Origin of the sequence: Pseudomonas sp. LAIL14HWK12:I7, from assembly GCF_000483465.1 — a bacterium.
Lineage (GTDB): Bacteria > Pseudomonadota > Gammaproteobacteria > Pseudomonadales > Pseudomonadaceae > Aquipseudomonas > Aquipseudomonas kermanshahensis.
Genome location: NZ_KI519606.1, coordinates 436,845 through 452,970, shown reverse-complemented (window position 1 = coordinate 452,970; position 16,126 = coordinate 436,845). Strand labels below are relative to the sequence as shown.

General features: G+C 58.0%; 12 protein-coding genes and 3 pseudogenes. 3 read left to right on the top strand and 12 right to left on the bottom strand.

Annotated features, from left to right (window positions below):
* Positions 1–63: 63 nt before the first annotated feature.
* Positions 64–2,502 (bottom strand): hypothetical protein, encoded by a 2,439-nt coding sequence (locus D886_RS0124800; RefSeq protein WP_155951470.1) that lies wholly within the window; start codon positions 2,500–2,502, stop codon positions 64–66.
* 325 nt (positions 2,503–2,827) lie between these two features.
* Between D886_RS0124800 and D886_RS0124795 the strand changes: the two are divergent.
* Positions 2,828–3,028 (top strand): annotated as a pseudogene (locus D886_RS0124795) (hypothetical protein); the annotation flags it as partial.
* Positions 3,029–3,064: 36 nt separating this feature from the next.
* Here the strand turns inward: D886_RS0124795 and D886_RS0124790 are convergent.
* The 4 genes from D886_RS0124790 to D886_RS0124775 all read right to left on the bottom strand — a co-directional run bounded on the left by D886_RS0124790 (position 3,065) and on the right by D886_RS0124775 (position 7,029).
* Positions 3,065–3,706 carry an alpha/beta hydrolase gene (locus tag D886_RS0124790; protein WP_027596464.1) on the bottom strand — a complete coding sequence of 214 codons (642 nt, stop codon included), beginning with the start codon at positions 3,704–3,706 and terminating at the stop codon, positions 3,065–3,067.
* A complete protein-coding gene (locus D886_RS27300; protein WP_081717568.1) occupies positions 3,696–4,823 on the bottom strand; it encodes an MFS transporter in 1,128 nt (375 codons plus the stop codon). The genes D886_RS0124790 and D886_RS27300 overlap by 11 nt, the downstream gene beginning before the upstream one ends.
* Before the next feature lie 134 nt (positions 4,824–4,957).
* Positions 4,958–5,620, bottom strand: coding sequence for an RraA family protein (locus D886_RS0124780; protein WP_027596463.1), 663 nt, complete (start codon positions 5,618–5,620; stop codon positions 4,958–4,960).
* A gap of 59 nt (positions 5,621–5,679) precedes the next feature.
* A complete protein-coding gene (locus D886_RS0124775; RefSeq protein ID WP_027596462.1) occupies positions 5,680–7,029 on the bottom strand; it encodes an MFS transporter in 1,350 nt (449 codons plus the stop codon).
* 176 nt (positions 7,030–7,205) lie between these two features.
* Here D886_RS0124775 and D886_RS0124770 point away from each other — a divergent pair, with 176 nt between their 5' ends.
* Both D886_RS0124770 and D886_RS0124765 read left to right on the top strand, forming a co-directional pair.
* Positions 7,206–8,105: a LysR family transcriptional regulator gene (locus tag D886_RS0124770; protein ID WP_027596461.1), complete on the top strand. Its 900-nt coding sequence runs from the start codon at positions 7,206–7,208 to the stop codon at positions 8,103–8,105.
* A gap of 99 nt (positions 8,106–8,204) precedes the next feature.
* Entirely contained in the window at positions 8,205–8,870 is a 666-nt protein-coding gene (locus D886_RS0124765) for an RraA family protein (protein ID WP_027596460.1), read from the top strand.
* Positions 8,871–8,945: 75 nt separating this feature from the next.
* Here D886_RS0124765 and D886_RS28660 read toward each other — a convergent pair.
* The 7 genes and pseudogenes from D886_RS28660 to vasI all read right to left on the bottom strand — a co-directional run.
* Positions 8,946–9,062, bottom strand: a pseudogene (locus tag D886_RS28660) (IS630 family transposase); the annotation flags it as partial.
* A gap of 270 nt (positions 9,063–9,332) precedes the next feature.
* Positions 9,333–9,830, bottom strand: coding sequence for a hypothetical protein (locus tag D886_RS28285; RefSeq protein WP_155951468.1), 498 nt, complete (start codon positions 9,828–9,830; stop codon positions 9,333–9,335).
* A gap of 66 nt (positions 9,831–9,896) precedes the next feature.
* Positions 9,897–10,745, bottom strand: coding sequence for a hypothetical protein (locus D886_RS28495; protein WP_155951467.1), 849 nt, complete (start codon positions 10,743–10,745; stop codon positions 9,897–9,899).
* Between the two features lie 74 nt (positions 10,746–10,819).
* Positions 10,820–11,515: a hypothetical protein gene (locus D886_RS28275; RefSeq protein WP_155951465.1), complete on the bottom strand. Its 696-nt coding sequence runs from the start codon at positions 11,513–11,515 to the stop codon at positions 10,820–10,822.
* A gap of 73 nt (positions 11,516–11,588) precedes the next feature.
* A pseudogene (gene tssM, locus D886_RS27285) lies at positions 11,589–14,087 on the bottom strand (type VI secretion system membrane subunit TssM); the annotation flags it as partial.
* Entirely contained in the window at positions 14,084–15,550 is a 1,467-nt protein-coding gene (gene tssA / locus D886_RS0124735; RefSeq protein ID WP_027596458.1) for a type VI secretion system protein TssA, read from the bottom strand. The gene tssA and the pseudogene tssM, both read right to left, overlap by 4 nt.
* Complete coding sequence (gene vasI / locus D886_RS28110) at positions 15,538–16,119, bottom strand: type VI secretion system-associated protein VasI (RefSeq protein ID WP_371098682.1); 582 nt, start codon at positions 16,117–16,119, stop codon at positions 15,538–15,540. The genes tssA and vasI overlap by 13 nt, the downstream gene beginning before the upstream one ends.
* Positions 16,120–16,126: the final 7 nt, after the last annotated feature.

Here is a 16,126-nt window from a genome sequence, read left to right as displayed (position 1 = left end):
TGAAGCAGCTCAACACCATGCGCAGGGAAATGCGCGAAGTTGAGCTGTTCGTTTGAAGTTTCCCTAGACAGGTTTCATTGCCATGGCGCCTGTGACATTCGTATTATAAGAATTCGCAAAGTGAATTGTCTTTGTTGCCACGTGATAGAAAGATCCGGAGCCTGGGCCATTGTTGATACCTTCAGGAAAAAGCCTATGGCCTGTCCAGGTATGACGATTTAATGGCAACTGTGCCCCGTACAATACACGCAGATCCGGGATCAAATCGTCATTCACAGGCAGGGCCGACTCCGCTCTGACAAAACTCTCGGCACTGACCAAATTGTAGCTGCCTGGGCCGATCAGCACCCTGAAGCAATAACTCACCTGCACCGGATAGCTGATGGTTTTTTTCGCCACATCGGTGATCGTGATGGTTACGTCGCCATTGCGTAATGGCCAGACACGACCGTCGGCATCTACCCGAGCAATGGCTGGGGCACTTGAAGCATAGGTATACGGAGGGGTGCCGCCGGTGGGCAATCGCTGTTGGGACCTTGCAATATTGCCATTGACTTTGGGCGGGATAACGGCCCAGGCATTGGCCACCCTTTGACACATTTCGATGGCCCCTCCGCGCAGCACCATCGGGGCTTGGCTGACATCCAACGGGGCAACCAGCATCGCAGGCGTTGCGATTGTAAACTCCAGGTCCGCAGACGCACGATCAGGTGTGTTGGCCTGGGACACAATGTAGTAAACAACGACATCAATAGGGTTTCCATTGAGCTTCAGTTCAGCGGCAGGCACCTGGAACGAGGTCGGTGTATCGCCTGCGTCTATGCCTTGCGACTGCTCGTGGTACCCCCCATCCGAGGTTTCCCAGATCATTTGGAGCGTATAATCCCCCTTCACCGCGCTTAGATCCGGCAGCGCGATATAAACACCGTGTGCAAACTCCCGCCGGCCGGGGTCCAACACATTATTGGAACCGGAAAGATCGGTTTCAGTGGTGGGCGCCGGCAGCGTCTCGGCAAGATAACCAACGTAGAATCGCTGGTATAACGACTTGACCTTGTTCTTGCCCCGTTTCACGGTGTAGTAGATATCCACATAGCCCCCCTCCAAGGGCAGCAGGAACTTAGGCCCGTCCAAGCGTAACCGCAATTCACTGCTGACCTGGACTGCGGTGACACGATGCGTTCTGGGTTTGAATACCAGGCTACGACCGTCGGCAGCAACCCCGCGCATCACGACGTCAACAATATCATCCTTCACCAGATTGGCCAGTTGAGGAATGACCAGGTCTGCTACCGCCAGATCAGAGTCGGTCCACCAGCCATTATCCACACTTTCGGCGCCGTCTATCGACACTGCGGGCAATGCGTTGGATGCACGCGTGCCGATGAAATCAAGCGTGGCTGACTGTGACAACGTGACCGTATTATTGCGTTTTACTTCGTAATAAGCGCTGCCTGCACCATTGGCGAGGCCCCACAACTCCGTGGGGGACAGTGTAAAGGTAAGCACTTCGCCAGCAACTGTTATATCCACAGTACCCAGATCGGATGCTTGAGCAAGGCCTGCTTCGGTAGTGGCTTTCCATTTGACGGTTACACTATCGCCTGGCTGGAAATTGCCGGGGTCAGCTTTAATTTCCAGCCCTCTGCTGCCATAGATGTCCAAATTGAAAGGTTGGACAATAGTGCGTTTCAGGTTTTCCAGATCGCTGAGAGTGGGTGCAGCAAACTTAAGCTTCGATACGGCGACCTGTACACGGGTGGTTACCGACCATTCGGACTCGTTGCCAACCTCATCAACGACGTGGTAATCCACTTCAAGGTCTTTGCTGTCTCCCGCTGCCAGTACTGCAGCCTCCGGCACGGTGATGACAATCGGCTTGCCCACCTGTGCCGCTTGCACGCTATGCTCAACGGTTTCATGGCCCCAATACAGTACGACCGTATCGAAGGCCGCCATGCCCGTGTAAGCCGCAATCGTCACTTGCACGCCGCTCTTGGCGTCGCTTTCGCCTACCGGCCCCGTGGCCGGCGTTGTCAGGGTGGGCGCATTCAACGGCACAGGTGCTGCGTTACCCACATGCCCCGGTTGGCCGAATCGCACCTTTACAATCAACACCTGTGAAGTGCCCACAGTGCCATAGAGGCCAGCGCTGTCTTTGCGTGTAACGTAATACTTTACTTGCGCGTCATCTTTTTCCTTGATGAAGGCACTGGGCACGATCACTGTCAGGTACTGGTTGCTCACGTCCCCTGCTACGACCTTCGCGGGTACTCTCTTGCCGCTCCATTCTGCGATGATCCAATCATCCACGGCCATGCCCTTATAGGCAGGGATGACGACCACCACGCCGTCGTCAGGGTCCCAGACTTCCTCGTGGTTGATACCCACATCCGCGATTGAGACAGGCCACGTGGCACCGATGACCATAGGCCTTGGATAATCCGAAATCGCCTCTTTCGGATAGCGGCTCTTCAGGTGAAGATCAAACTCGATGCGCAAATCGTCAATGCCAGCAGGACTGCCTGGCACAATGCTATTCGGATTAACGGGGGGGGTATCATTGTTGAGCTCATTTTTTCAGTCCTTCGATGCAGTTGGAGCCGCAATAAAACAAGCAACATTAGTTATGGGCGCCCCACCCAGCCCTCTTCAAGCGTAAGGGAAACAGGCGCGCAGGTGCGTTCAGCAACGTTACACACACGGGAACACTTCAACACCTGGTAAAAGTGATAGTTTTGATAGTGCCGGACACTGCATGACCACTACAGTACCAACCCCCGAGATGCATCAAACAAAGAAAGGTAACCCATACTTCTTCGGCATGAAGGTGCATATCGGCGCCAAGGTCGAGCATCCGTTTCGGGTGATCAGGCGTCAGTTTGGCTACGTGAAAGTGCGCTTTCGTGGGCTGATGAAAAACACCGCTCAGTTGACCACGCTGTTCGCCCTGTCGAACCTGTGGATGGCTCGAAAACAGTTGATCGCAACATCCCTAGGGAAAGCCGTGTTTCCCGTGAATGTCTGAGATACCAGGCAGCTATACATCAATCCTGCCGGGCGTTCAGCTTCTCTCGTTCAAATGCCTGACCACCTGGTCCGCTACCTGCGCCAGGCAGCCTTTGAAGAAGTGATTGGCCGCGCTATAGACAACGACCGGGCGGTGCTCTGGCCGTGCCCAATCAAGCAGGTTGGCCAGCGGCGCCATCTCGTCGTGCTCGCCATGCAGCAACAGGCAGCGGGAGGGTAACGGCAGCGCTGGGTAGAACCGCCCGCCAGGCACCTCTCCCACCGGCAGCCCCAACAGCGCGACAGCATGCAGCGAGCTTTCCAGCGTGACCGCGACCCGGGCAAACACGTGCGCACCAAACGAGAAGCCGACGAGTGCGATGGGCAGCTCGGGGTAACGTTCCTGCAGGTGCCTGACGACGACAATGCTGTCTTCGGCCTCACCTACTCCCTCGGCATGTGCGCCAGCGGTTTGCCCCACTCCGCGAAAGCTCGGGCGCACCACGCGCCAGCCTGCAGCGCACAGCTTGCGGGCCAAGGTCAGCGGTACCACGTGGTGCGGGCTGCCGCCCAGCAAGGGTTGCGGATGGCTGACCACCGCTACGCCCCTGACGGGCAACACCGGTTCATCGACAATCAATTCGATCAACCCGGCCGGGCCCGTGATCAGCTGTTCGCTTCGTGCATCATCGTGCATCGCTATCTCCATCGACCGCTATCGTTTCGTCCGTTTCATTCGGTGCCGACTTGGCTGCTGGCAACGCGCGCAACACCATCACTACCAGCCCGACATTGATTGCCGCCAAGCAACCCAACGCCATGAGCACCCCCATGGCACCGAAGTGCTGCAGCAGGTAGCCGCCAACTAACGGTGTCAGTGCCTGGCCGATCAGTGAAGGCCGCGACATCTTGCCCATCAGCACCACGTACTGCGACGGTGGCATCAACGCCAACGGTAGCAGGCCGCGCACGATCGCTCGCAGCCCGTTGCCCAGGCCGTAGAGTAACAAGCCTGCCGCTGTCGCGCCTGGCACAAACGCGACTAGCAATACGCCTACCGCAACCAGCACGACTGACACCAATGCAGTCCAAATGGGGTGGCGCTTGCCCGCTAGCATCTGCAACACCCGCGAGGCGACCTGGCTCGGCCCCAACAACGCCGAAAGCGCGATGGCTGCAGCCAGCGAATAGCCCAGCCCTTGCAGAACGGCGACCAGTTGCACCGAAATGGCGGTCATGATGACCGCACCCAGCGCGAAGATCCACGTCAGTTGCAGGTACACGCGTCGGTTAACGCCCGCACTGCTCTGCTCTATGAGGCGCTTGCGCGGCGCTGACCGGACGGCGCTCGGCAGTACCTTGAGGTAGAACGGCGTGGTCACCAGAAGCACTGCGGCATAGCCGACACACGCGTAGCGCCAGCCCACATGCTCGATGGCAAATGCCACCAGCGGCCAGCACAGCGTTGTGGCAAACCCTGTAATCAGGGTGATGCCGGTGATGGCTTTACCCGCACGCTCGGCATACAGCGCACCCAATGTCGCGAACAGCGCTTCGTAGAGCCCGGCGGCCATGCCAACACCGATGATCACCCACGCGAGCAAAAACGTCGGCAACGTCTGGCTAGCCGCGATGATCAACAACCCGAGAGCAACGATCACGCCACTGCTGGCCAGTTGTGTCCGGCCACCGTAACGGGCAACCAGGCGGCTCGACAGCGGCGCAAGCAGGGCCGAGACCATCAGGCTCAGCGACAACGCGCCGTACACCCACTGGCTGCCCCAACCGGTCTCGCGCGTTATCGGCTCGCCCATGACCGCCAGCAAGAAGAACGAATCAGTGCGCGGGACGCACGCGCCTAGTTTAAGGCGATGCTGCGAGCGGTGCTAAACCCTCTGGGCATAACAGCTATTGACCCCTGCACCTGCAGGGGTCAGCACAATGCCACTTAGGACTTGCGTTGCAAGGTGTGGTAACTCAGCGCTTCGCGCGCTTGCTTGAGGGTGCGCCCTTCGCTGATCAACGCACGGATATCCGCTTCGACTGCTTCGATCTGACGGGCAACCTGAGCAACCTCTTGCGCCCGCTCACGGGGCACTACAACGACGCCGTTGGCATCGGCAACGATGATGTCACGGGAGCAGACACGGGCCTGGCCGATGGAAACCGGCTGGTTGACCGATTCGACCTGGACACGGTCCTTGCCTGTGCGCATGAAGCGCCCCTGGGTAAACAGCGGATAGCCATCGCCCAAGGCCTTGTTCACATCGCGGCAGACGCCGTCGATCACCGTGCCAGCAATCTTCCGGGCCCCAGCATACTGGGTCATGATATCGCCCCACACGGTGCAGTCGGTGCGGCCATCATTGTCGATCACCACGATGTCGCCCTCAGCGACCTCTTCGATGAAATCACCAACGGTGCCCGGTGGCACGCTCGCCGACACGTACTTCACCGTGAACGCCGGCCCCACGACCACCTGCTTGTAGTTGTCGAGCGGCATCACACCAAAGCAATGGCCAGGCAGGCCGAGCTTGTCCAAGGCATCCGAGACGCCGGGCGTGTCCAGGCCTTCGAACAGTGCGACCAGCGCTTTATCTTCTGCGTGCATCATTAGCTCCTTTCAAACAGACGGATTGATCACAACGGGTGACACCACAGGCCGTGAGGTCACGCCTTTTGGGTCTTCGGCACCGGCTCCAGAATCGTCAGCAACAGCACAAAGCTGGCGAACGAACCCATCGCAAGGTAAGAGAACACGTAGTTCCAGCCATAACTGTCAAGCAACAAGCCGGTCAAAAACGGCGTCGCCGCAGCCCCTAGCTGCCCGACCATGTTGACGATGGCGTTGGCGACGGGGAACGTCTGCTTGGTCGCCAGTGCCATTGGGTAAACCATGTAAGAAGAGAACCCGAAGCTCAGCACGATGCCGGTCGCCATCAGCAACAGGCCGTACGAAAACGGATCGGCAGGTGAATGAATCAACAGGTACATCATCACCGAGGTACCCAGCGCTGAGAGCAGCATCCCAGGCTTGCGCCGCCCGCCCAACCAACGGTCCGAGCAATAGCCGCCCAACAAGTTGCCCAGCACTGCCCCAACCCAAGGCGCAGCCGAGACCAGCCCCATATTCATCAACGAGAAGCCTTTGACGGTGATCAGGTAGGTGGGGATCCAGGACAACAATACGCTGGAAACACCCAGCTGGAAGCAGTACGCCAGCGCACTCCCCCAGATCAACCACGAACCGAAGACCTGGCGCTTGGTCTCCAGCGCCGCTACCTCGCGCCGACGAATGAAGAAGTCCAGGCGCTCGAAGCCTCGCCCTGAGGTCGTCTGCACGGTGGGTTCAGTGCTGGCGACGTTTTCGCGCGGCGTTTCGTCAGTGATGTAATCAAGCTCCGCCTGATTGACGAAGCGGCTTTTCGAAGGGTGGTCGGCAATCAGAAAGTACCAGGCGATCGACAGCAAAATGCCCGGCACGGCGAAGAAATAGAACACCTCGCGCCAGCCCCACACCGCGATGATCACGGCACACAGCGGCGGTACGATGACCGGGCCGAACTTGACCGCAGACAGAAAAATGCCTGAAGCAATGCCCTTTTCTCTCGGCGGAAACCAGTTGTTGATGGTGGTGGTCATGCTGATCGGCAGCGGCCCTTCGGCAAGGCCCAGGCCGAACCGATAGATTTTCAACGCCAGCAGTGAGCCTGCGGTGCCCACCAACCCGGTCAGCACCGACGTCATGACCATGGCGGTCGGCAAGATCCGGCTCACGCCCAGGCGGCTGAAGGCCAAGCCTGCCGGGATTTGCGCCAAGGCATAAGCCAGCAGGAACAGGCTCATCAGCCCACCCGCTTCGGCGTTGCTCATCTCGAACTCTTTGCGAATAAAAGGCAACGCCACGCCGAGATTGGCGCGGTCGGCGGCAGCGATGGTGTAGATCGAGAAGATCATGCCAGCCACGATCCACCGGTAACTGCTGCGCCCTTTGGCATAGGCAACTTCAGCGATCGACATAGGTACATACCTTTGTTTTTGTAATTCGGCGGTAATCTAGGCGCCGCAAAGGTAGAAAAAAAGCGACAAATACTCACCACTTATCATCACTTTTAGTGGACAATCGCTCTCATCCACCTGCTTTGAAATCCCTTCGGGGCCGCTCTGAAACGGGCTTTTCACACCTGGAGCACGCGATGATCACGCTGAAGCAAATCGAGGCCATCTACTGGATTGTCGAGCTGGGCAGCTTTGAAGCAGCTGCCGCCAAACTCAATATGTCTCAATCGGCGATCTCCAAACGCGTGCAAGAGCTCGAGGATGCCTTTGGCGTAGCCATCTTCGACCGCTCGAAACGCAGCGCCCGGCTGACCCAAAAAGGCCTGGAGCTGCATGGCTGCGCCGTTGAAATGTTGCGCCAGCGGGATAACCTGCTGGAGCGCATCAGCTCGAAAGAAACGCTGGTCCGACGCTTCAGGCTTGGCGTAACGGAACTCACGGCGCTCACGTGGTTGCCGAACCTGGTCGATCAAATTCACCAGACCTACCCCAAGGTCGATCTGGAACCCTCGATCGAGTTGAGCACCGACCTGTTGCGCCGGCTCGAGGCTGACGAGCTTGACCTGATCATCGTGCCTGACATCTTCCGCGATGCCCGCTTCATCAGTACCCCGCTCGCGTCTGTCGAGAACGCGTGGATGTGCTCACCCTCGCTGTACCCGAGTGACGCGCCCATGGACTTGCAATCGCTGTCGTCGTTCACGGTACTCACCCAGGGTGGCAGCTCAGGCACCGGGAAAACCTACGAACGCTGGCTGGCGGAACATGACGTGCGGCTGACCAAGACGCTCACCAGCAACTACCTGGTGGCACAAGTCGGGTTGGCGATTTCGGGTGTCGGGCTCAGCTACCTGCCTAGGCAATGCATGAGTTCGATGATCGAGCAGGGCCGCTTAAAGGTCATACAAACCGACTTGCCACTGCCGCCGATCAGCTATGCCTGCGTGCACCGGGCTGACCGCTACCAAGGGCTCAGCAATGAAGTGGCGCGGTTGGCGCAACAGGCCTGCGACTTCACCCGGCTTATCATCACCTGAGGCGATGTTTTTTGATCAATAAATATCGCTAAAAGTAACGGCAATTCTCTCCTACCATCGACCCATACCCCACTGGGTCAAGCCATTCAGGAGATTGTCATGCTGTTACCCGGGTCTCGTATCCTGCCGTCGCCAACACTCGCCCCTGCGCATGTGATCGAATCGTTCCGATCGGTCGTCACGCCGCACATCAGCGACAACCTGGGTCGACACATTGGCGCGCGAGGGCTTACCCGCTACAACACCTCGGGCAAGCTGATCGGCACTGCGCTGACCGTCAAAACGCGCCCCGGCGACAACCTGTTCATCTACAAGGCACTGACGCTGCTCGAACCCGGTCACGTGCTGGTCATCGATGCCCAGGGTGACACCAACAATGCGGTCATCGGCGAGTTGATCAAGCTCTACGCAGAGCAGCGTGGCTGCGTCGGTTTCATCGTCGACGGGGCGATTCGCGACGTTGAAAGCTTCAAGACCAGCCCTTGCTATGCAAGGGCTGTCGTGCACTGCGGCCCTTACAAGAGCGGGCCAGGCGAAATCAACGTGCCGGTTTCGATTGGTGGCATGCTCGTCTCACCCGGTGACATCATCGTCGGTGACGAAGACGGCATCGTCGCGTTCCCCCAGAACGTGGCTGAACTCGTGCTAGGCAAAGCGCGCGAACACGAGGCTCACGAAGAGGCCGTCAAGGCAGAGATTGCCACGGGTGCACTGGACCAGTCGTGGCTCGACAAGGTGCTGGATAAAGCAGGCTTGTCGAACTGAAGTGAACTGAATTGCCATTCCAGGCTAGCCGGCTCCCCCCGTGTTAGTGTGGTGTCTCAGAAATACCACTAAAAATTACTTGCCCAGTGCCCGTGCCGTACGGGCGACTGAGGCAAGGATGTCCTCGGCCTTTTTATACCACCGAAATGGCTTCGGGTTTTGGTTGTGGGTTTCCAGATAGGCTTCCCGACTAAGCATGTCGACAAGGCGGCAACCTCGCTCATGTTGTTCCTTTGCCAGCCGATCGATGACTTTCCCCAGTACACCGCTCGTCATCGCTGGAACTCCCTAAGCATATGGATCACACGAACACCTCTTTCGCGCAACACTTCCGCCAATGAATCGTTCAAGTCATTCATTGCGGTACCTCACAAGATGGCCAACCAGATAGCTTTCGCCCATGGCCCCCGACTCCGCCAACACAATCCAAACACAACCAACCGGCGAGACAGTGAGCACCATTCACTCGCACTGCGAGAAGTCCCAACCCTTTTTTTCATCGTAATTTATCAAAACAACATCGGCCTGCCCTTCTTTCAGGCAGAACCTTCTTGAAAACCCAAACACCGGACTATATGGATCAGAATATTTTGCATTTATATACACCTCATAGACATGGCCCTGCTGCAATTTCCGCGCCGCACCGCGATCCTTCGCTCCCAGCGGCAAAACCCCATATGCCAAGCAATCGACACCAGCCACATGACTCCCGTCTACTGGAAAATAAAAAGACCAAACCGCCGCCGCAGGTGACACTGAGATATCATACACCTGTACCGCGTGCAGCCTCGGAAGCTCACCTCCACCAATGCTCGGCGCGAAACATACGCCCTCCCCTTCTCGCCATACGACTGCATTACCCATACGGACATCACTAAAGCAAGACGCCAACAAAAAACAAAAAGACGAAAAGACGCTAAGGCGAATTAATTGCCGACCCCGGATCATTAATGAACTCACTTAGCACATCCTCATACAGCCATAGAGACCCCGAATACTGACGCATGCGAACAACTTCAGGCACCCCTAAAATTTTATCGAAAAATAATCAGCCAGCACATCTCCCTGCGCCTCCATATTATAATCACCAAGCCGCATCCCTTCGACCAACTCATATTCATACCGCAAACCAACTCGAGCCGCCCCGCGCCAAAACACTGGATACCCTAACTGGCGCTGCCACACGTGGGTCATCTCGTGAATAAACCAGCGCTTGAGCGACGCGCTTGCGACGGAGAAATCTTCCTGAAAATCAGCAGGATGAAAATATATATTTCCGTTCGGTGCAATCGCCATTTTTTCAGGCTGAAACGGAAGATACTGCTTGTTGTAAACCCTAACCGCATCATAATTTACAACCTCCTTGAACAGCAATCGCGCCAGCTCAATTTCACCACCACTCAAGGGTCTGCATCCTCTTTTGACAGTAACCTTCCGCTCCGATTCCCCAAAGCCTTCCTTAGATGTTTTAATACCAGGCAAGTCAACTGAAAGCACTATCGGCTCTGGATTTCCCGAACCACAACACGTTTCAATGTCATCGACCAGGAATTCAATTTTTTCGAGGTGAACCGCCTCTGAACTGCGTATCCGCTCAGTGCAACCCAAGTCGTCGGTACAGCCAGTTACGACATGCCCGCCCGACAGCGACACTTTATATTTTGTGCCGGACCTTATCTGGCCATCATCAGATTCAAATTTGAGCCTCTCGTCGAACGACCTGCATTGACACATCCAGCCGAGACCCTGCCTGTCGAGAATCTCACACCCCGTAGTGACTCCATTGAAGTCCGCCCCTTCAAGACTTCTGCCATCACCCGTCTGAAAAGGCAAATGATCAAACTCCTCTCCAAAAGAATCTCGAAGCTTCTGCATAACGGAAAAATATGTTTCGCAGTGACTACCCCGCCCGTCTCGCATACATCGCCCTGAATTTAGCCTTCAACAATTTAACTACTAATTTTCACACCCAGCTTATTAAGACCATAATCCTTGTGGATCATCTCCCCTGTTGCACTCGGATTAACAAGCGCCGGCCTCACCCACACCATCCGATCCTGCAGTCGTCGAATGTGCCCCCGCCGCAGATGCCCCCTTGGAGAGGCATGATGACCGCCTGCGCTAGCAGCCCCACTTCGGGGTGCCTCGACCTGAAGCACGTGGTAACTGAAGAACGGCGGTTTGCCTTTGGCCTTGCGTTTCTTGTTCAACAGACTGGGAGCAGCAACGTCGCCCAGGCGCACATTGGCGCAGTTCAGCATCACGCTGGCTTGCAGGAAGGCCCCGACTTCTTCACGGGTTTCTTTGATAATGCATGCAAGGGAGCTTTCAAGCCCAAGCTCGACACAGCAATGATCGAACTTCTCGGGCATGAGAACCGTAGGCGCGACATTGAATTTTTGTAGCCTGGAACAGGCTGGGTTCACCTCCAGCAACCAGTCGCTGGCCAAGCGGTCCAACAATGTCGCCTCCTCTGGCACATAGTCTGCCACCTCGTTCTGATGGGGAACAAACACGCCACCTATCGGCAGGGTCCATCGACTCGTCGCGTCATTCCAATACAACGAGTACACCACCACGCCACCATGCTCCTCTTTGAGAAACTTTCTGGTATCAGGCAGCAACTCAGCCAGCTCTGGCCCCATAGTGACGCACAGGGCGATGCGCTTTGTTGAACGGTGACAGCCTGGCTTATCCTCGCCTTCGTTGCCGACGAACCGGTGATGAAAGTGATGTGTTGTCCCTTACAGTATCCAGCAGCCGCTGCAGCGGGGCCGTTGGACCGGTGAACTGCTGCAGGATAGCCACCCCATGATCCAGATCGCGGAAGTCAGCCACCGAAATTGCGTTCAAGGCACGCCGCCAACTGTCAATGAAATCGGCGCTGTACAAGTTGCGCAGCCGCTCGCTCAGCGCCTCCCGGTCAGCGTCCGAGTAATCAAGCTGGCCGCGCTCGCCCAGTGCCCATTGGTCGATCATCGCCATGTCGGCAAACCGCTGACTGCGCGGCTCAAAGTAATCCTTGAAGCCTTTGGCGGTGAGCATCGATGCCAGCAAGACGTCATCGTCCTTCCTGGAACTGCCAGTTGACTGATACACCACATCAAAGGCCGGCCCCACCTGCTGACGCAGATCCAAACCGGTGTGCAACTGTTCCGCGGCCTGCTGTTTCAGGCTCGCATAGACCCGCTCTGGCAGGGGTACTTTGCGCAGAACCTGCTGCACCTCGGCGATACGCTGGTTGTACTGTGGCAGTTCGGTATCGGCATAGGCCAACGCGTACTTCAGGTGCTGCATGAGGTCGCGTTGCAGTTGCCCCTGCCCTGGGAAACGCTGCTGCCACTGGCGTGCCATCCAGTCTTCGACCCATTCGGGCCGGCGGTTCTGGCGATCCTCCAGCATGCGGTAAACCCTGAGTGCAGCCATCTGCTGCTCACTGCCTGGGGGCGCCGCGTTCATGGCATCGATCACACCACTGGCCAAGGCCGGCAGGAAGCGTTTGGAAAGCAAGCTCAGGTAGGCCTCGTCGACCGTAGGGCCGATGGCACGCCCTTGGTACAACCCCAGGTCAGCAACACCCGGCCACGCAGCACGATAGTCACCAAACACCGAAACGGCATCGCGGATCTGGTCCAACGGCCCCAGCAGGTTGCGCCCGGTCGGATCCAAACGCTGGTCCACTTCGTGGTGGCTGTATTCCTTACTCTTGGCGAGCACGTTGGCGGCTTTGGCACCATTGATATCAAAGTAGCGCTGCCAACTGGCGAGGCCGACACAGACCGCCAGGACGCCCACAGCGGAGCCGACCCAGAGCAGCTGGCGCTTGCTGCGCGCCACTTTGATGTTGTCCCCGGCAAGGCCGGCTTCCTGATAGATGACCCGTCTGAACGCGTGCTGGATGAAATAGGCCAGCGCCTTGCCTTGCGCCTTGCCCTCACGCAGGGGGAGTTCCGTCTTATAGGGTTGTGCCGCCTCACGCACGAACGCATTGAGCATGTCGCCCTGCTGCACGACCGAAGACCAGTACACGCCACGCACCAAGGCAGGCGTAGTGAAACGATCGCTTGCCAGTGTTTCTTTCAGAAAGCCCAACAGTATCGGGCGCAGCCCGATCAACTGGGCATGTAACGAGAACAAGCGAGCTCGCAGTGGCGCACCGCCTACTCCATCGAGTCGGTCCACCACCTGCTCAAACAATTGACTGATCAACCGATCGTAATGATCGCCATATTCATCCAGCCAGGCATCGAACGTGCCGACCGCATCCAGTTTGAAGGTAAAGCCCAGCATCTTTTCCCGCGTGCCAGCGGGAAGCCCGGCGTACAGCTGGTCAAAACCGTCCAGCAGATCGAACTTGGTCAGTACCACATACAGCGGCAGGCGCGAACCCAACTGGCTACTCACTTCATACAGCCGCGTGCGCAGCACATGCGCTAAGGCGACACGTTGCTCAGGCGTGCCATGCAACAGCGCAGGCAAGTCGACGACCAACAGCAAGCCGTTGAGGGCTCTCTGGCTGCGGTTGCGCAGCAGCCAACCCAACAAGTGCTGCCACAACCTGGCCGGAGTGGCGGGAGGAACTTGCGATGCGTCTGCTTCCTCGGCTGACAGAACTGACCGCGATGCTTGACTGATGAAAGTGCCCGGAGGATCGATGATCACCGCATCGTTGCTGACCCACCAACCAATCGGGTAGGCCAGCGTTTGCGCTTGTCGGCCGCGCGCCTGTGCCTTGTCGATGCGGGTCAGAGAGAAACTTTGTTCGGTACGGTCGATGAAGCTGGTCTTGCCTGCCTGCTGGTCGCCCAACACCAGGTACCAGGGCAATCGGTACAAGGCGCGTCGCCCACCCGCATTGTGCAGAAACCGCGAAAGCCCTTGGTCCAACGCCTTCTCTTGCGCTTGAACGAACGGCAACGCTCGGTCCAGTTCGGCGGCCACTGCCTGATTGCGTTCTGCCTGCAAGCGGCGAAAACGCCTGCGCAGCACAACAAGCCAGCACAGCAGTGGTACCAGCACGAGTACCAGACTTGCCAGCCCTCGATGGGCCACGCTGGACAACGGCTGCTGCTCACGCCACGTCCATTGCGGACCGAGCCACCAGATGGCAACGAGCATCAGTGCAGCCCCCAGCCCGAGCAGCAGCGGCATGGCCAGACCGATACGGGTCACCAAGGGCAAGCCCCAGCGTTTTAGGTGCTTCCATAGTTGATTCATCGTGACTCCCGTTCCTTGTTCCGATCAGTCTGCATGTGCGGTGCCGCATACTGCTGAAGACGTTGAAACACCTCCGGTTCCCAGGCGCTTGCGGTGGTTTCCTGCATCGTTCTGGCTACACCTGCGCACAAGTCGCGGGCCAACCAGGACACGCCCCGAGCAGCCAACAGGTCAGCTGCAATGACGGTGGTATGGCAGCGTTCGCGGGGGGCGTGGAGCTCCGCCTGCATCCCCTGCAACCTGAGCAAAACCGGCTCCACACCGCCCGTTTCCAGCTGGCTGACTAATTCTTCGCGCAGGCTGACAAACTCATGGGTGGCCGCCCCCTGATCGGATGTACCTTGTGTACCCTTGAGCCACGCCAGGCTTTGGTCATCGACAAATACCCTGCCGTCGCTGAAACACAGCTGCTGCAGCGCTGGCATGCGCTGCACGAACCGCGCAGTCGCAGCGCGAATGGCCTCGGCCACCTCGCCCATGGCCAGCCGCGTGGCAGCAGTTGCCGCCAGGAAACTGCCGCGTATCCAGTAGGGGCAAGCCGTCACGCTCTTTTCGATCCGCAGAAGCAATGTCGCGTCAATCGCGCTGCTCGAAATGGCCTCTTCATAATCACTGGCAATATCCTGAGGCACTGCCATCAGCTCTGTGCGGTTGCCTTGCTTGGTTTGAGGCGCCGCCTGGATATGGGCCCACAAGCCGAACCGCCGTAGCTGGTAACCGGTCGGGTCATACGGGTCCTGCTGATTGATCTGCTCGGCCATAGACAGCACGGCCCTTCGTGACTCACGCTCGTTGCCTAGCGATACGCGCGGCATCGGTGTAGCGACGACCTCGGCCAGCGGTACGGGCTTGATGCTCGCCGCAGAGGCCTTGACCGTGGCCGACTCGTCCACGCCGTTGGCAAGCTCTGTGTGTTTGCCAAGCAGGCGCGTCAGTTCGCCCAGGGCTGCTTCATCCAGCTGCGCAGCGGCTTGCTGCTGTTGCAAACGTTGCAACGCGCCCTGGGCCGCCGCCGCATGAGCAGGGCTGTAGGTGAAGCGGTCCAGCCGTGGCAGCGCTTCGATCAAACGATTGAGCATCAGGGCAACCAGCTTGCGTTTGCCCAGGAAGCCTTTAGGGCCAGGTTTCGGGTATGAGCCTTCCCAATACTGTTCGATTAGGCCAGCGAGCATTGCCAAGGTAAAACCCCATCGCTCCCAGCATCGGCTACGCAGCCAGGCGGCACTCAGATGCGCGGCGATGCGCAAATGCTTGCACTGCTCACCCAGGTACTGACGAGACGCTTCTTCGATGTAGGCCCAGTCGATGGAAGCCTCCTGCAGCCCACCCAGCTTGACCATCTCCTGGTCAATGGCCTGGTACGTTTCGTCCTCCACGTCGAACAGGCCGGCAGGGTTATGCGCGTCGATGGGGGCAAGCAACCGAGTAATTTCCTGTGCGATGACCTCGGCTACCAGCGACATGCTTTGCGCGCCTCATTGATGAGTGGATCCAACCCCTGAGCGTCGAAAACCAGGCCGTCAACGGCTCGGTTGTCGCTCTCGACGTGAATGCGATGAGCCCCAATCAGTTGCTTGATCTGCTCGATACCCGGTAGGCCTCGCCCGGCATCGAGCACTTGGCCGTTCTCCATCACCTGCCATGGCCTGGTGGTGGTTGCACCGCGCTCCCCACGCAGGCGCACGTTGACACGGCCTGTGTCGATAGGATGCGCGGTAACCAGCTGCAGTCTGGAGATGCTCTGCACACAACTGATCACCAAGTAGGGCTGAGGGCTGACCGAAGCAATTGCAGGAGCTGAAATCATCACACCGTCGTCCCCAGAACTGAGATGAAACATCAGGTCCTCTGGCGGGCGCCCCTGCTCTTGGGCCATCACGCGGCGCAACGTGGGCGCATCCTGCTCCTGTGCTGACCACTGTCGATTCGTCGTGAGCCCCAGGGTACCCGCCGCCTCATCGAAGCACGCCAAACGCTCAACATTGGACACGATTCGCGGACAGTCCCGCGATTCCGTCGCTAAACCGAGGATGAAGACG

What these genes read in the sequence shown, in the direction of transcription:
- D886_RS0124790 (WP_027596464.1), bottom strand. Translation starts at nt 3,706, where the DNA reads ATGCACGATGATGCACGAAGCGAACAGCTGATCACGGGCCCGGCCGGG.
- D886_RS0124765 (WP_027596460.1), top strand. Translation starts at nt 8,205, where the DNA reads ATGCTGTTACCCGGGTCTCGTATCCTGCCGTCGCCAACACTCGCCCCT.
- D886_RS0124780 (WP_027596463.1), bottom strand. Translation starts at nt 5,620, where the DNA reads ATGCACGCAGAAGATAAAGCGCTGGTCGCACTGTTCGAAGGCCTGGAC.
- D886_RS28275 (WP_155951465.1), bottom strand. Translation starts at nt 11,515, where the DNA reads ATGGGGCCAGAGCTGGCTGAGTTGCTGCCTGATACCAGAAAGTTTCTC.
- D886_RS0124770 (WP_027596461.1), top strand. Translation starts at nt 7,206, where the DNA reads ATGATCACGCTGAAGCAAATCGAGGCCATCTACTGGATTGTCGAGCTG.
- tssA (WP_027596458.1), bottom strand. Translation starts at nt 15,550, where the DNA reads ATGTCGCTGGTAGCCGAGGTCATCGCACAGGAAATTACTCGGTTGCTT.
- D886_RS28495 (WP_155951467.1), bottom strand. Translation starts at nt 10,745, where the DNA reads ATGCAGAAGCTTCGAGATTCTTTTGGAGAGGAGTTTGATCATTTGCCT.
- D886_RS27300 (WP_081717568.1), bottom strand. Translation starts at nt 4,823, where the DNA reads ATGGGCGAGCCGATAACGCGCGAGACCGGTTGGGGCAGCCAGTGGGTG.
- D886_RS0124775 (WP_027596462.1), bottom strand. Translation starts at nt 7,029, where the DNA reads ATGTCGATCGCTGAAGTTGCCTATGCCAAAGGGCGCAGCAGTTACCGG.